15 protein-coding genes are annotated in these 15,289 nt (G+C 39.6%); 3 read left to right on the top strand and 12 right to left on the bottom strand.

From position 1 onward, the window contains the following. Positions 1–35 precede the first annotated feature (35 nt). The 6 genes from DEHRE_RS03965 to DEHRE_RS03940 form a co-directional block, all read right to left on the bottom strand. Positions 36–1,457, bottom strand: coding sequence for a reductive dehalogenase (locus tag DEHRE_RS03965; protein WP_025205309.1), 1,422 nt, complete (start codon positions 1,455–1,457; stop codon positions 36–38). A 13-nt stretch (positions 1,458–1,470) separates the two neighbouring features. Then, positions 1,471–1,779 carry a hypothetical protein gene (locus DEHRE_RS03960; RefSeq protein WP_025205308.1) on the bottom strand — a complete coding sequence of 103 codons (309 nt, stop codon included), beginning with the start codon at positions 1,777–1,779 and terminating at the stop codon, positions 1,471–1,473. A gap of 184 nt (positions 1,780–1,963) precedes the next feature. Next, complete coding sequence (locus DEHRE_RS03955; RefSeq protein ID WP_025205307.1) at positions 1,964–2,665, bottom strand: Crp/Fnr family transcriptional regulator; 702 nt, start codon at positions 2,663–2,665, stop codon at positions 1,964–1,966. Positions 2,666–2,870: 205 nt separating this feature from the next. Next, positions 2,871–3,557: a Crp/Fnr family transcriptional regulator gene (locus tag DEHRE_RS03950; RefSeq protein WP_025205306.1), complete on the bottom strand. Its 687-nt coding sequence runs from the start codon at positions 3,555–3,557 to the stop codon at positions 2,871–2,873. A 520-nt stretch (positions 3,558–4,077) separates the two neighbouring features. Continuing rightward, a complete protein-coding gene (locus DEHRE_RS03945) occupies positions 4,078–5,472 on the bottom strand; it encodes a reductive dehalogenase (RefSeq protein WP_025205305.1) in 1,395 nt (464 codons plus the stop codon). A 13-nt stretch (positions 5,473–5,485) separates the two neighbouring features. Continuing rightward, on the bottom strand, positions 5,486–5,794 hold the full coding sequence (locus DEHRE_RS03940; RefSeq protein WP_025205304.1) for a hypothetical protein: 309 nt from the start codon (positions 5,792–5,794) through the stop codon (positions 5,486–5,488). Positions 5,795–6,047: 253 nt separating this feature from the next. Between DEHRE_RS03940 and DEHRE_RS03935 the strand changes: the two genes are divergently transcribed. Beyond that, on the top strand, positions 6,048–6,737 hold the full coding sequence (locus DEHRE_RS03935; RefSeq protein WP_025205303.1) for a Crp/Fnr family transcriptional regulator: 690 nt from the start codon (positions 6,048–6,050) through the stop codon (positions 6,735–6,737). 307 nt (positions 6,738–7,044) lie between these two features. Here DEHRE_RS03935 and DEHRE_RS03930 read toward each other — a convergent pair whose 3' ends face one another. The 3 genes from DEHRE_RS03930 to DEHRE_RS03920 are packed head-to-tail and all read right to left on the bottom strand — an operon-like array spanning position 7,045 to position 9,947. Further along, the gene (locus DEHRE_RS03930) at positions 7,045–8,310 is read right to left on the bottom strand and encodes an FMN-binding protein (RefSeq protein WP_025205302.1); all 1,266 of its coding nucleotides are present in this window, start codon (positions 8,308–8,310) and stop codon (positions 7,045–7,047) included. Positions 8,311–8,333: 23 nt separating this feature from the next. Next, entirely contained in the window at positions 8,334–8,636 is a 303-nt protein-coding gene (locus DEHRE_RS03925; protein ID WP_025205301.1) for a hypothetical protein, read from the bottom strand. Between the two features lie 18 nt (positions 8,637–8,654). Then, positions 8,655–9,947, bottom strand: coding sequence for a reductive dehalogenase (locus tag DEHRE_RS03920; protein WP_025205300.1), 1,293 nt, complete (start codon positions 9,945–9,947; stop codon positions 8,655–8,657). A 323-nt stretch (positions 9,948–10,270) separates the two neighbouring features. On the opposite strand from DEHRE_RS03920, the gene DEHRE_RS03915 reads away from it, so the two are divergent. Beyond that, entirely contained in the window at positions 10,271–10,996 is a 726-nt protein-coding gene (locus DEHRE_RS03915) for a Crp/Fnr family transcriptional regulator (RefSeq protein WP_038603126.1), read from the top strand. A gap of 309 nt (positions 10,997–11,305) precedes the next feature. On the opposite strand, the gene DEHRE_RS03910 is transcribed toward DEHRE_RS03915, so the two are convergent. From DEHRE_RS03910 to DEHRE_RS03900, 3 genes are read right to left on the bottom strand one after another with little or no spacing between them, the layout of a single operon-like run. After that, positions 11,306–12,502: a 4Fe-4S binding protein gene (locus tag DEHRE_RS03910; RefSeq protein WP_025205299.1), complete on the bottom strand. Its 1,197-nt coding sequence runs from the start codon at positions 12,500–12,502 to the stop codon at positions 11,306–11,308. A 31-nt stretch (positions 12,503–12,533) separates the two neighbouring features. Next, positions 12,534–12,836, bottom strand: coding sequence for a hypothetical protein (locus DEHRE_RS03905; RefSeq protein WP_025205298.1), 303 nt, complete (start codon positions 12,834–12,836; stop codon positions 12,534–12,536). A gap of 34 nt (positions 12,837–12,870) precedes the next feature. Then, positions 12,871–14,145 (bottom strand): reductive dehalogenase, encoded by a 1,275-nt coding sequence (locus tag DEHRE_RS03900; RefSeq protein WP_038603124.1) that lies wholly within the window; start codon positions 14,143–14,145, stop codon positions 12,871–12,873. Between the two features lie 237 nt (positions 14,146–14,382). Between DEHRE_RS03900 and DEHRE_RS03895 the strand changes: the two genes are divergently transcribed. Then, positions 14,383–15,075 (top strand): Crp/Fnr family transcriptional regulator, encoded by a 693-nt coding sequence (locus DEHRE_RS03895; protein WP_025205296.1) that lies wholly within the window; start codon positions 14,383–14,385, stop codon positions 15,073–15,075. The last annotated feature ends 214 nt before the right edge of the window (positions 15,076–15,289 follow it).

The raw sequence follows: 15,289 nt of genomic DNA, 5'->3' as shown, positions 1-15,289 counted from the left end.
ATTGCTGGCAGCAGCTTCTTTCGAGAAAACAGTATTTATTGTTTATCTGCCGGTATTCTGATTTTATACATTTCCGGCCATTCCAGCCACCACTTATATCGAGCAATTTCTTCCGTTCCGTAACCAAACATATCATCAATTTTTTTGAGCAGTGATGAAGCTGTCTGTCCCCTGCTTCCAATCCATATTCCGACATCATGGAACCAGGATCTTTCCTTGGAATTCCACGGACAGACTTTTACACACCTGCCACAGTTAACGCCTTCCTCGTTGCCGGTTCTAAACGCTGCACATTTATAGGCATCGGTATTCCAGCGCATGTAGCCGTTAAATGGTATGGGATCTACATCATAGGTTATCGCTTGGTTCGGGCAGGTTTCGGCGCATTTTTTACATACCCTGCAGAAATCCAGCATACCAAAGTCGATCGGTTTATCCGGTACCAAAGGCAAATCTGTCGTAACTGCGGCTACTTTATTTCTGAATCCCATCCGGGGATGCGCCACACAGTCCCCTGTACGGGTCAGTTCTCCCATACCGGCTGCAATCAAAAGAGGTCCCATAACCGCATGATAATTCCCGAAATGATGGGCCCTGGCATTATAGCCTAAGTTACGAATGTATTGTGCCATGACGACAGAAATATTGGCTGTAGCATGATAACTGCGGAAGGACTGCTCAAGGGAAATTCCGTCATACCCCGTTGAAGCCGCATACGTCTCCCAATGCTGTTCCACAGCAACACAAATAACGTAAGGCATTGACTCCGTAACAGGTACATCATCATAAGGGGTTTCAAGGGTAACAATGCCGGCAGCATAGGCTCCTTCAGGCGGATCCATAACCGCTTTATAGTAGCCATAGGCTGGCATTTTCCCGATCCCTACTTCATCCGCTCTCAGATAATACGCAAGATCTTTGATATGCTGAGACATTTGCTCCGGATCAGGAATCGGAAGTTTATCCGGCTTCGGAACGCCGTTTACAATGTTTTCTTTGCTTATTTCCTGCGTTGGAAGCATCAGGGCATCTCCGAGTGGATATCTTATCGCCTGCGAAACAAATCCATATTGGGACTTCTTTCCCAGTAATCCTCTAATTGCATATGGAAATCCACCGTCAGATTCATTTGTTCTTTCTACCTTTCCCAGAATCTGAGAGGTTCCAAGCCACTGATCATTATGCTCTACAAAATGGACTGCGGCGCCGCCGTAATCCATCTTCGGCTTTAATTTTGACCATTGGCCCTTGATGGGTGTATACTCCATTTGTTTATATAATGAATTTTTGTACCCGAGATCAATTACAGCATTTGCCACTCCGGGCGAACTTGCAATTGCTCCCATCACGCCGAGGGCCGTTGCAGCGGCCCCTGCACCTGCTTTTAAAAAACCCCGGCGGCTTACGTGCGCTTGCTGATTGGGTTTTTTATTTCCTTTTTCCGGAATCTCTGACATTAGTTCTCCTCCTTTAGGCTTGTGACGTATGATCTACTTTTTTCTTCATCGTGATGAATCCCAAGATACGCGCTAAGATGATAGCCAGCACCACGGAAATTCCTCCAAATAAGAAGATTGCGGTGCTTGTCGCTTTGACGTGCCCTACGCTGGCATTAATGTAAACAAACGAAATTCCAATCCATGTGATGAAATACCAAACGACAAATAGAGCCCATACCAGCACTGTCTGCCAAATTTTATTTTTAGCAGCGCGCGGCTTGATAAAAAGGATACCGGCTAAAAAAAGGACACCCGCTAAGAAAATCAAAAAAGTACTCATTGTTTTACACCTCCTATCTTCTCGTTAGTAATATCTTAATTAATTAACATTGTATTAGATTTAACAAAACCAGACTTAGTCTAGTATAAGAATTTTTCTTTACAGTTTATTTTTTTATAATGATATAAATAAAAAAAATGCCGACAATGACTTTGTCGACAATCTAATGGTCTTTCGGCTGCGTTCAAGTTTTCATCCACTCTTCAATCAAATCATGTAACCGTGGCAAATCATAGATAATAATCTTGCCTGAATTTTTCTTCAGAATATTTTCTTTCTTCAAATAGCGAAATAGTTTGCAGATTGTCACAAAATGAACACCGGTTATTTCGGATATCGCCTTTTGTGATACTCTTTCATCAATCTCATAAACATGGTCAACCTGGTCAACTTCTTTTCCCTTCTGACGGCAGAGTTCATAAAGCAACCTTAAGACCCGGACTGATGGTTTATAAATTGCCATTTCTTTAGATTCACGCATAAAATAAGTGCATTTCGATGCATAACAGGTAATAAATTCAATAAGAACTTCTTTATCCTGTTGAAATATACTAAGAAGTTGTTCTTTATCAAAGAAGCAAACCGTACTCCTTTCCTCTGAAACAACATGAACAAAACATTCCTCAATGGCAAATAATCGGTCCGCAAAAGTAAAAGGGTCAGCGTAAAACATAAACTTTTGCCTTCCATCATCATTCATAAAGCTAATACCCAATTTTCCCGAAAGCACAAAGACAACTTTATTAATGATCTCTCCAGGCAAAACAATCGTATCTCCTTTGCGATAATTACGTATGACCCCCAAATGCGTATAATTACATAGTTTCAAAATCGGATAAAAATTACCTGGCAGAATACTATAGTGATTGCTTATTACCCTTTCCATTTTTGTCCCCTCCCCGCCAAAAGAGTCTCCAAAGCAAATTCTAATAACTTCCTTAATATCATTTTTTAGCATAGGCTAAGATCTCGGCAGAAGTTATAAAAAAAATTAATCCCTACTAAGTTCTCAAAATCAATTCAATATTTATTTATACTATCACATTCCTACATACCATTGCCGGAGATAAAAAAAACACCGCTGCCGGTGTTTAGTTTTTACTGTTCTCATTGATTATTTCCTTAAGCCGTTCCAAATCATTAATAATAATTTTATTTGTTGTTTTTTGCAAAATATTTTCTTTTTTTAGCCAGCTAAATACTCTGCAAATTGTAACAAAATGGACACCCGTCATTTCTGAAATTGCCCTTTGAGATAATTTCACATCTATTTCATAGACGTTGTCAACTACTTTACCTTCAGTAAGACATAATTCATGAATCAATCGTAAAACGCGAATCGATGGGTTGTAAAGGGCCATCTCCTTTGATCCATTCATAAAATGAAAACATTTTGATGAATAGTTTACGAGAAATTCATTAAGAATTTCATCATCCTGTTTAAAGATTATAAAAAGCTGCTCTTTGGTAAAAAAACAGATTTTGCTTTTTTCTTCTGAAATAACATGAACAAAACAATTTTCTAACGGAAATAGTCGATCAACTATGGAATATTGTCCAGCCTTGTACATCAATTTTTGCCTTCCGTCATCATTCAGAAAATTTACAGTGAGTTTACCGGAAAGTACATATATTATCCTATCTATTGTTTCTCCAGGTAATACAACGGTTTCCCCTTTTTGATAATTACGGACTACCCCCATATGGACAAAATTCTGCAATCTTTCTATAGGATGAAAAGAATCTGGGATAAGTTGCTCTTTAAGAGTTTCCTTCATAATCATTCACCCCTTAAAAAATTTAAACATACCAAAAAATTTATGTCATCTTTAGGATAATTGTTTGCATATGCTAAATTAATCATAGCGTACACCAAAAAAGGAATCAATGATATTAGCGTACGATAATATTATTGCTAAGAAAAATTTTGTATATTAATTGACCTTCTAATGTAACTGCACCGAGTTGGAAGAGGTCATATAAAAAGGTCATATTAAAGCCCCATTTGGAAAGCAGTCATTATAAATAATAGCATGTATTTGTATTAAAAAAAAATTCATGCAAATATTAACAAACACTAAAATATACAAATTAGTAGAGGATTATAATTTAGTTGCATCCCTCTTATAAGCGTTGCGATTTATAAGAATACTTGACAATTTGTTCTATTAATAAGGATTCTGAAAGCCCTATGCGGTTCGGACGATCTTTTAAAGGTTCGCTACATAAAAAAGATGTCCCAAAAGTTTCTTAATACTTTCGGGACACCCTCTTAAATAAATCAGAAATTAAGCAATATCACTTAGCTGGTACAGTTGGTACAGCTGGTATCTGAAATTTATAATTTTCCGGCCACTCCAGCCACCATTGATATTGGGTAAGATCTTCAGTTCCGTAGCCAAACATGTCGTCAATTGTTTTAAGAAATGTTGAAGCTGTCTCGCCTTTACTGCCAATCCACAGTCCGGCTTCATGGAACCAGGAGTCTTCCTTGGAATTCCAGGGACATACTTTGATACATCTTCCGCAGTTAACACCCTCATCGTTAGCGCAACGGAATACTGCACACTTCTTAGAATCGGTATTCCAACGGAGGTAACCATTGTGCGGTATAGGATCATCATCAAAGGTAATCGCTTGGGCAGGACAATTATCCGCACACTTTTTGCAAACTCTGCAGAAATCCTGCATGCCAAAATCAATCGGTTTATCTGCTACCAAAGGCAAATCTGTCGTTACTGCTGAAGATTTATGGCGGAAACCTATACGGGGATGGGCGGCAGAATCACCTGTTCGAGTAAGCTCGCCCATTCCGGCAGCGATTAGACAAGGCGTCATAACAACCTCGTAATTTACATAATGCTGTGCCCTGGCATTATAACCCAGGCTGCGAATATAATTCGCCATGATGACCGCCGCATTGGCAGCTGCATGGTAGGACCGCATGGATTGGACAACTGAAATACCGTCATACCCTGTAGAAGCCATACTCGTTTCCAAATGCTGCTCTACTGCCAAACAAATAACGTAAGGTAATTTATCTTTGATAGGAACATCTGTCATTGGCGTCTGAAGTGGGACAGCGCCGGAAACATAAGCACCTAGAGGCGGGGCCTGGGTGCCTTTGTAATAAGCGTAATCAGGCATAACGCCGATACCCACCTCGTCGCAGCGAAGATAATACCCGAAATCTTTAATATGTTGGGACATCTGTTCCGGGTCCGGAATCTGGAATTTGTCTGGACTTGGCTTGCCACTGACCATTGCCGCGAGGGGTGACATCGGTATTTGAAAAGAAGCCGCCATAGGATATCTTTTGCCTTGTGTCATTATTCCGTACTTTGCTTTATCGCCTAATAATCCTCTGAAAGCTAAAGCAAATCCAGCGTCTTTCTCGTTTGTTTGAATTACTGGCCCAACAATCTTGGATGTACCTAAGCATTGATTGTTAATTTCAGCATAACGTACTGAAGCACCGCCATAGTTGTTAACAGGACGCAATTTCGACCATTGTCCTTTGGCGGGCTGATAGGTTAAACTAGCTGATGCTGCGTTGGCCATCTTGGATGGCGCTGCAATCGCCCCCATGACGCCCATCGCTGCTGCGGCTACCCCGGTTTTCAGAAAACCACGACGGCTTACTGAAACTTCCTGCCGGGGTCCTTTTTCTTTATTACCTGAATTTACGGACATTAATTTTCCTCCTTTAAGCTTGTAATGAGTCATTGACCTTTTTCTTTGCACCAATAAATCCTAATACACGGGCTAAGACGACAGCCAGAATTAGCGAAATCCCCCCAAACAGGAATATCGCTGTACTTGTCGCTTTGACATGTCCGACACTGGCATTGATGTAAACAAAGGAAATCCCCATACAAGCGATAACAAAGAAAATAACATATAAGGTCCAAATAATCACGGTCTTCCAAATCTTATCCTGCTTTGCACGAGGTTTGATAAAAAGGACACCGGCTAAGAAAAGAATTCCCGCCAAAAATATTAGTATTGTACTCATTTGTTTCCTCACCTCCTTAATTATCTTTTTTAATACCAATCTGTAATTACTGTATAAAAAATAAACAAGAATGTATAGATTTCTAGCCAACAGGTGTTGGCTAGATAACATTATTTCAATTTAATGACAAAATAAAATTTATTTTTAAATAATTTAGCTGGTATCCGACAAAGAAATAGTGTAGACTAAATATAGTTCAGTGATAATCAGGGAAATACTTTTTGAAAATCCACGATATAGGAGTTTGATTTTTATGAAAGAGTGTGGATCCATTTCACATATTGTCAAATTTCGTGATATTCCTGAAAAATTATTGGACGTAGGGGAAGAATTATTCTTTGCTAAAAATAAAGTAGTCTTTTCTCAGGGGGATGTTCCAGACAGATTTTATTATATTAAAGATGGCCGGATCAAAAGTTATAAATACTCTCCAAGGGGTAATGAACAGATAATTTCCCTTCTTGAAAAGGGTAGTATATTCTTAGAATCTGGTGTACTTTTCGATATTCCGATTGACAGTTATTTTGAGACTATGGAGGACTCGCATTTAATTTTCTTTAGAAGAAAAGACCTTTTAGATTTACTGGCAACAGACATAGATGTAACACTATATGTAATGCAATCGGTTTCCCGTAAATTTCATTTTTATGAGTATCTTTTCGACGAACTACAATTTTTTGATACAGAGTGGAGAATATGCAACCTGTTATTAACATTTGCAGATAATTTTGGGATAGAGGTGGAGAATAAAATAAAGCTGAATATTAAAATTAGTCAGCAGTTTATTAGTAATATTCTTGGTGTCAATCGAGGTACGACAATCAAGATAATCAATAAATTAAAAGAACTGAATTTGATCGAGCAAACGAACGGCTATTACCTTATTAAAGACTTGCAGCGGTTAAAAAATCATCAAGCCGAGATATGTGTTCATAAGGCATAGCTGATGTATTATGTTAAATCATCTAACCAAAACATTTAGGAATTTATTGCATAACCGTTATCTCGGTCACCAATAAAAAAATGACCAAGGCTAAAAAGCCAAGGTCACGATGATTTTTGCAGTTCATTTAGCGTGAAGAGAACACACAACTCATGGGCTTCACATTAATAAAGTTGTATCAAGTACAATTTTTAGTCATTAGGTTAATAAACAGCATGATAAGCCTGAATTTCACTAATCACAACCATAACGGCGACCGCCGATATCAATACAATAAATAATAAATCCCCCATGCTTAATTTGCTTTTCATTCTTTGACCTCGATCTTATTCAATTCATTTGTAGATCTTGCTTTGGTTCCTTTGGTTCCTTTGGTTCCCGGAACTTTTTTCAGTGTCCCTTTTTCTAGAATCCCTTTTTCTAAAATCCTCATGATATATTTCCTGGGACGCAAAATTAGTTCATTGAGTATCAAGCCCGGACAGAAGAACCTGCACCAGAACCTGCTGATAAAGAAAGAACTAAAAATCACGACCGGCAAAATAAGCCACTGGATACCGAATCCCTGCAGGCCAAACAAAGTGGCGAATGGTTCGTAACCGGCAAAACTCGGTGACTTCGTCAGGAACGCACCTATGAGTGCCAAGTAGATGAGTATATACCTTATTTTAGCTACTTTTGCTTCGATCGCTTTATTGCAGCATTTGAATTTACCGCCGCCTACTTTTGCGGTTATTTCCTGCAAGGCGCCAAACGGGCAAAGCCAGAAACAGTAAACATTCTTTCCTATTATAAAGGTGATCACCGGGATTCCGATTAAGAGGATATACCAAACGAGGTTTTCACGGATCGGTGGGAAATTCCCCATTAATAATGCAGCAATGTTGGCAAGGGAAATCGATGTATTGTATTGGAAGCCAATGAAGACTAAACTGCCTATCAGGGCAACCCAGCGCAGTTTTCTCTGTTTGAAGGCGACGCCTATCACCGCCAGGATGATCAAAGCGATGACGGCTATTTCCTTGGACCCGAACTTAAACGGTTCAACCTCATCCTTCACATTGAGCCCGAACTCGCTCCTGGCTACGGCATGGCTGCCCTGGGAAACTGCTTTGGCAATCCCCCGGGAAGAAAAGGTGGCGCCCGATATACGGTCAATATCCTTGTTAATGGACAAGGGATCCGTGATGTCTTTGCCGATGAATTTCTCCAGATATTTCTGGTCGATGACTTTATCGATAAAGGATGGCGTATCCTTATGGGCGGCGATAACTGTCCCTGTGATTTTCCCGTTAAGGTCAATTCCGGTGACCATTTTAATTGGCCCGCCATAAGCAACCGCTTGCTCGATTACGACGTAACCCGTTTTTTCTTCTTTACCGTTTTGATCTTTCGTTATCCCTTCGTATATAACAGGGGAAGACGCAATCTTTTGAAAAGATTGCGCTTCCGGAAAAACTTGATTCATAAACGGTATGATATCGTTATCTGTATAAGTCCAACTAAAACCTAACGTTAGGAAGAATATAACGGTTGCTGCAAACACAATGATTTTATTTACTGAGTTTTTCATTTTCTGCTCCTGTTACCCTGATGTTATGCTGCTTCTACCTTATTAGCTTTCTTCTTGGAGGGTATCAGGGAATTTAACCGTATCGTTACGATAACTAAGACAAGAAGAATTGCTCCGAAGATTAACAGTCCCATACCGGCAGCCTGCATCTCACCTTCGGCAATGCTGCTGACGATCCAAGCCAAGGTAAAAGCTCCCCACAGTACGGATATGGAAGTCAAAACCCAGCGGGTTACGGACATTTTGCCTGCAGCCTGAAATTTGATATAAACAAACCATATGGATGATGCCATGAGTGCACCTAAGATTAACCAAAAGATAATCATATTACCTCTCCCCTTTTCTTATTTATTCCAGAACTTCTTTAATGCATCTTCGACACTTATTTTCCCATAGCCGAACAAATCATCAAAGAATCTCAGGACTGGTCTAGCCGGTGTCCTTGTTCCCAATTTCACGAAATCATGGTGCCATTCTTGCTTTTTGTTATATGGGCAAACTTTAATACAAATCCCGCAGTCACCACCGACTGCTCCCCACTGTGTTATGCACTTTAACCCATCTTGAGCCCATTTTTTGACTCCTGGATTCGTTGCGGTAGATACTTTAAAACTTGGTTCTTTATCATGGGATAACGCTTGGGAAGGACAGGCATCCGCACATTTCATGCAGGTTTTGCAGAATTCCATCACTCCGAAGCTAACCGGTTTATCAATTGCTAAAGGCATATCCACGTACGTTTTACATATCCGCACTCTTGGTCCAAATTCCGGAGTGACCAGAATACCGATTCTACTGATCTCCCCTAGTCCGGCCTGAATAGCCAACGGGACACTTAAAGCCGTATCGTTGGAACAAGGCAGGCATTTGTAACCTAATTTCCTAATAAATGTAGCCAACTTATGAGAGGTAACACCCATATTGGAGTAGATATCGGCAGAAGCGGCCGTTTGGGGCAAAGCCGGGGCAGTCTGATAACCGTCATAATCCATTTCAAAAGCCATTACAATAACATGTGTCGGCATAAACGGAAGCTCATTAGGAACAGGCATATCTGTTTTTGCATCGAAAACTTCGGAATAGACCCACCGTTCATCATAGGGGGCAATCCCTACTTTACTTGCTCCCCAATAGGTTGCAGCTTTTTTGATAATAGCGCTTGCAGCTTCTGGGCTTTCAAATTGATACACGTTAGGATTTACTTTACCTTCCCAAGAAAAGAGCCCTTGCGATTTATAGCCTAAGGTAGCCTTATACTGATTGATATCATTTTCAATCGACCAGCAGGCGTCATCAAAAGCGAATTCAAGCGGTCCCCAGCCCTCTCCTCCATCTTGAGGTATTACCCCCATTCTTTTTCCGAAATATTGTTTACCTCCAGGAGAAGTAAGAACCGGAGCTAAGGAAGTTTTACTGTACCGTTTGTAATCACTGGAGATCTCCACCGGCATGGTATCGTGCTCTACAGTCTCCGCATTTGCGACATTTCCGCCCATTAATTCAGAACCAAACAATGCGGCACCAGCTGCGCCAACCCCCACTCCTAATGAGGTCTTCAAAAAACCGCGTCTGCTAAATTCTTTGGAAAAGGTTTTTTTGTGTTGAATTCTTTTCTCTTTGTCATCTTCTGGAATCATACCTTATCTCCTCCTTAAAATATTTGACTCTACAAATATCATAGATAAAATAAAAAATTATGAATAGATCTATATCTGACAGGTGTTCACTATAGAACATTAATTAATTTTAAGGACAAAATAGAATCTGTTGTTTCAATATGAATAGGGAAAATCGAGCGTAACAAAAATAACAATTAAGCTGGTCTCTGACAAAAAAACAGTGTACACTAAATATCGTCAAGATGATATTAAAGGAAACAACGAAATTATGATATCTTTGAGATGGTCTGAATAGGCCAGATGAATTTCAGGGAAATCTATCGAAAGGGAGTTTGATTTTTATGGAAGAAATCAGAAAAGATAGTTTCACACAAGTTCTCAAATTTGATAATATCTCTGAAAAATTATTGTTTGATAATATCTCTGAAAAATTATTGGATGTAGGAGAAGAATTTTTCTTTGCCAAAAATAAGATACTCGTTTCTCCCGGAGATGTCCCCGATGGATTTTATTATCTAAAAGATGGACGGGTCAAAGCTTGTACATACTCTCCAAAGGGTAATGAAAATATACTAGGCCTTATCGAAAAGGGATGTATCTTTTTGGAATCTAACACACTTTTCAGTATTCCTAGTGATTGTTACTTTAAGACAATAGAGCCTTCGAATTTACTTTTTTTTAAAAAAGAAGACCTTTTGAATTTATTAAAAACTGACTTTGACGTAACGCTATTAATATTACAATCGATTACCTGCAAATTTTTAGCAAATTTGCATAGTGTAAATGAGCTACTAGTTTATGACTCAGAATGGAGAATATGTCACCTATTATTAACATTTGCCGATAACTTTGGAATAGAAATAGAAAATAAGATAAAGCTGAATATCAAAATTAGCCAGCAGTTTATTAGTGACATGCTGGGCGTCACTAGAGGTACGACGATAAAGATGATCAATAAATTAAAAGAACTGAATTTGATCGAGCAAACCAACGGCTATTACTTTATTAAAGACTTGCAGCGGTTAAAAAATCATCAAGCCGAAATATGCCTTCATAAAGGCATATGATAGCTGATGTATTACGCAAATCATCTAACCAAACATTTAAAAATATTGCATAACCGTTATCTCGGTCACCAATAAAAAAATGACCAAGGCTAAAAAGCCAAGGTCACGATGATTTTTGCAGTTTATTATCAAGTACAAATTTTAGTCGCTAGGTTAATAAACAACCTGATACGCGTGCCATTCACTTATTACAATCATAACAGTGACAGCGGCTATCAAGATAATAAATCCTAAATCCCCCATACTTAATTTGCTTTTCATTGTTTAACCTCGATGTTATTCAGTTCATTTACAAACCTTATACAAATCTTACTTGGATTCCTTTAATTGCTCGATTCCTTTGGTTCCTTTTCCCAGAATCCCCATGATATATCTTCTGGGACGTAAGATGATCTCATTGAGTATCAACCCCGGACAGAAAAACCTGCACCAGAATCTGCTGATAAAGAAAGAAGTAAAAATCACGACCGGCAAAATAAGCCACTGGATACCGAATCCCTGCCGTCCAAATAAAGTAGCAAATGGTTCATAACCGGCAAAACTCGGTGTCTTTGTCAGAAATGCCCCTATGAGTGCCAGGTAGATGAGTATATATCTTATTTTAGCCGCTTTTGCTTCGATCGTTTTATTGCAGCATTTGAATTTACCCCCGCCTACTTTTGCGGTTATTTCCTGCAAGGCGCCAAACGGGCAAAGCCAGAAACAGTAAACATTCTTTCCTAATATCAAGGTGATCACCGGGATTCCGATTAAGAGGATATACCAAACGAGGTTTTCACGGATTGGTGGGAAATTCCCCATTAATAATGCAGCAATGTTGGCAAGGGAAATCGATGTATTGTATTGAAAGCCAATGAAGACCAAGCTGCCTATCAGGGCAATCCAGCGCAGTTTTCTCTGTTTGAAGGCGACGCCAATCACCGCCAGGATGATCAAAGCGATAACGGCTATTTCCTTTGCCCCGAACTTAAACGGCACTACTTCATCCTTCACATCCAGCCCGAACTCGCCCCTGGCTATGGCATGGCTTCCCTGGGAAACCGCTTTGGCAATTCCCCGGGAAGAAAATGTGGCACCGGAAATACGGTCAATATCCTTGTCAATGGACAAGGGGTCCGTGATGTCTTTTCCAATGAATTTCTCCAGGTATTTCTGTTCGATGACCTTATCGATAAAGGATGGCGTATCCTTATGGGCGGCAATAACCGTCCCTACAATTTTTCCTTTAAGGTCGATTCCGGTGACCATTTTAATCGGCCCGCCATAAGCAACCGCTTGCTCGATTACGACGTAACCTATTTTTTCTTCCTCACCGTTTTTCCCTTGGATTCTTCCTTCATAAATAACAGGGGAAGACGCAATCTTTTGAAAAGATTGCGCTTCCGGAAAAACTTGATTCATAAACGGTATGGTATCGTTATCAGTATGAGTCCAACTGAAACCCAACGTTAGGAGAAATACAACTGTTGCTGCAAATACAATCATTTTATTTGCTGTGTTTTTCATTTCTTGCTCCTGATAAAGGTCCTTATTGTTGTTACGCGGCCTCTACTTTATTGGCTTTCTTTTTTGAAGGTATCAAAGAATTCAACCGTGCCGTAACGATTACTAGGACAAGAAAAATCGCTCCGAAGATTAACAGTCCCATGCCAGCAGCCTGCATCTCACCTTCGCCGATGCTGCTGACGATCCAAGCCAGGGTAAATGCTCCCCACAGTATGGATATGGACGTTAAAATCCAGCGGACAACGGACATTTTGCCTGCGGCCTGGAATTTGATATAAACAAACCAAAATGATGACGCTATTAATGCTCCCAGGAACATCCAAAATATTATCATTTTATCTCTCCTCTTCTCATTAATACATTCTTATTTATTTCTTCCAGAAATCCTTTACGGCCTCACCAACCGTTGCTTTTCCGTATCCAAACAGATCATCAAAGTACCTCAGAATCGGTCTTGCAGGCGTCTTTGTAGCAAATTTTGCCAAGTCATGATGCCATTCGCTCGGTTTGTTGTACGGACACACTTTAATACAGATTCCGCAGTCAGTACCAGCGTCAGCCCACTGTGCCAAACATTTCTCAGCATTGGCAGCCCATTTTTTGACACCGCCACTTGTCGAGATCGTTGCAGCTTGAAAACTCGGCTCTTTATCATGGGATATTGCTTGTGAAGGACAGGCATCTGCGCATTTCTTGCAGGTCATGCAAAATTCCTTAACCCCGAAAGTAATCGGTTTATCCACAGCCAACGGGAGATCTGTAAATATTTTGCAGAACCGCTGTCTCGGTCCAAATTCCGGAGTGATAGCAATCCCTATTCTGCTGAGTTCTCCCAGCCCGGCATGAATCGCCAAAGGAACACTTAAGGCGGTGTCATTGCCGCAGGGTACGGTTTGGTAACCTAGAGCTCTAACAAAGTGAGAAACCTTACTTACTACAACACCCATACTGGAATAAATATTTCCGGCAGAAGCAAGTTCAAGAGATGTCGGAGCGGCTTGAAAACCATCGTAACTCATTTGAAGAGCCATAACAATAACACTTTTAGGTTCAAACGGGAGTACGTTAGGAACGCTATCGTTCTTTTCGATATTGAATACACGCGAAAGTACCCAACGCTCGTCATAAGGGGCAATTCCCACCAGATCCGCACCATAGAATTTTGCAGCCCTTTTAACAGCTTTACTTGCAGCTTCAGGGGTATCAAAAGTGTATTTCTCAGGGTTTACTACGCCGCTAATTTGCGGTTCCTTCCACTCATATAGTCCCTTACTAGCAAAACCTGGAGCATGATAACCGTTGAGACCATCCTCAATCGCGAAGGCGCCGGTTTTCATAGCTTCTTCAAGTCTTCCGTAACCATCTGCTACCTTATTTGGTATCCAGCCCATGTGTTTTCCGAAATATGTGTCAAAATTAGGTTTAACTACCGGATCTCCCGACAATGCACGCATAATTACATTGTTTTTTTGATCATACCGTTTGTAATCTGCGGAAATTTCCACCGGATACGAATCATGCTGTACAACCTCTGCAGCATTGGCTATGCTACCATCGTAACCTACCAGAGCTGCGCCTGCTGCCCCAACCCCCATTCCGACTGAGGTTTTTAAGAAACCCCGTCTACTAAATTTTTTGGAAATAGCCTTTTCTTGTTCTGTGCTTTCAGTTTTTCTTTACCCAAATCCATAGTACAACTCCTCCCTAAAAATATTTTCTATTAATAAGTTATCATTTCTCAAAATTAATAGTAGAAGTCCACACTACAAATGTAGTCTAGACTACATTTTTATTTATTTTAATAAAAGTATAATTAGTATGTGATAATATTAATGCAGAAAGGAGAGATACTATAATCAATATTAGGGAGTTTGATTTTTATGAAACATACATCCGTTGAAGAATTCTCAAGAATTTACAGGCTGGATAATTTTTCCAAAACATTGATTGAAAACGGCAAGGAATTATTCTTTAAAAAAAACACAGTTATTGCGTCTCCTGGGGATATCATGGAAGGATTTTACTTTGTCAAGGAAGGCAGAGTAATTGCTTCGGAATTCTCGCCCAAAGGAAATGAACGAATCATATGCATTCTTGAGAAGAGCAGCATTTTTTTGGAGTCCAATGTCCTTTTTGATGTTCCGGTCTTTTGTTACTTTGAAGCGAGTGAGGATACCACTCTCGTCTTTTTGAAGAAAGAAGAACTATTGAATCTATTGTCAACAGACTTAAATGTAACCCTTTTTCTCTTGCAATCCCTTACAAAGAAATTTTATTCCAATATGAACCATGTTGATGAATTGCTCTATCATGATACGGAATGGGGGATGTGCAACCTTTTTTTAACATTTGCCGAGAATTTCGGGGTAGAAGAAGACACAAAAATCAAATTAAATATTAAAATCAGCCAACAGTTTATCAGCAATCTTCTTGGTATAAATCGAATAACGACATTAAGGATTATCAAGAAATTAAAGGAATTAATGTTAATCGAACAGACGAACGGGTATTACTATATCAAAGACATCCAGAAGTTAAGAGACTATCAAACGATGTTACAATCCCAACTCTAAATCTGATATACTTCAAGATAACTTGCCCCAGGACTTCAAGTCCCCAAATACACCGGATAAATATTTTTTATATTAATCTTGACTAATTTTTTATTTATTCCATTATTACCATTGCTTAAAGTACCTTTTCGATAAAGGCACTACTAAAAAAAGAACGCCTAAAATGGAGGCCACTGAAAAAGTGGTACCTGAACCTCAAAAGCAAAAGAGCTGG

Origin of the sequence: Dehalobacter restrictus DSM 9455 (genome assembly GCF_000512895.1) — a bacterium.
GTDB lineage: Bacteria > Bacillota > Desulfitobacteriia > Desulfitobacteriales > Syntrophobotulaceae > Dehalobacter > Dehalobacter restrictus.
This window is presented reverse-complemented; position numbering and strand designations above follow the sequence as displayed.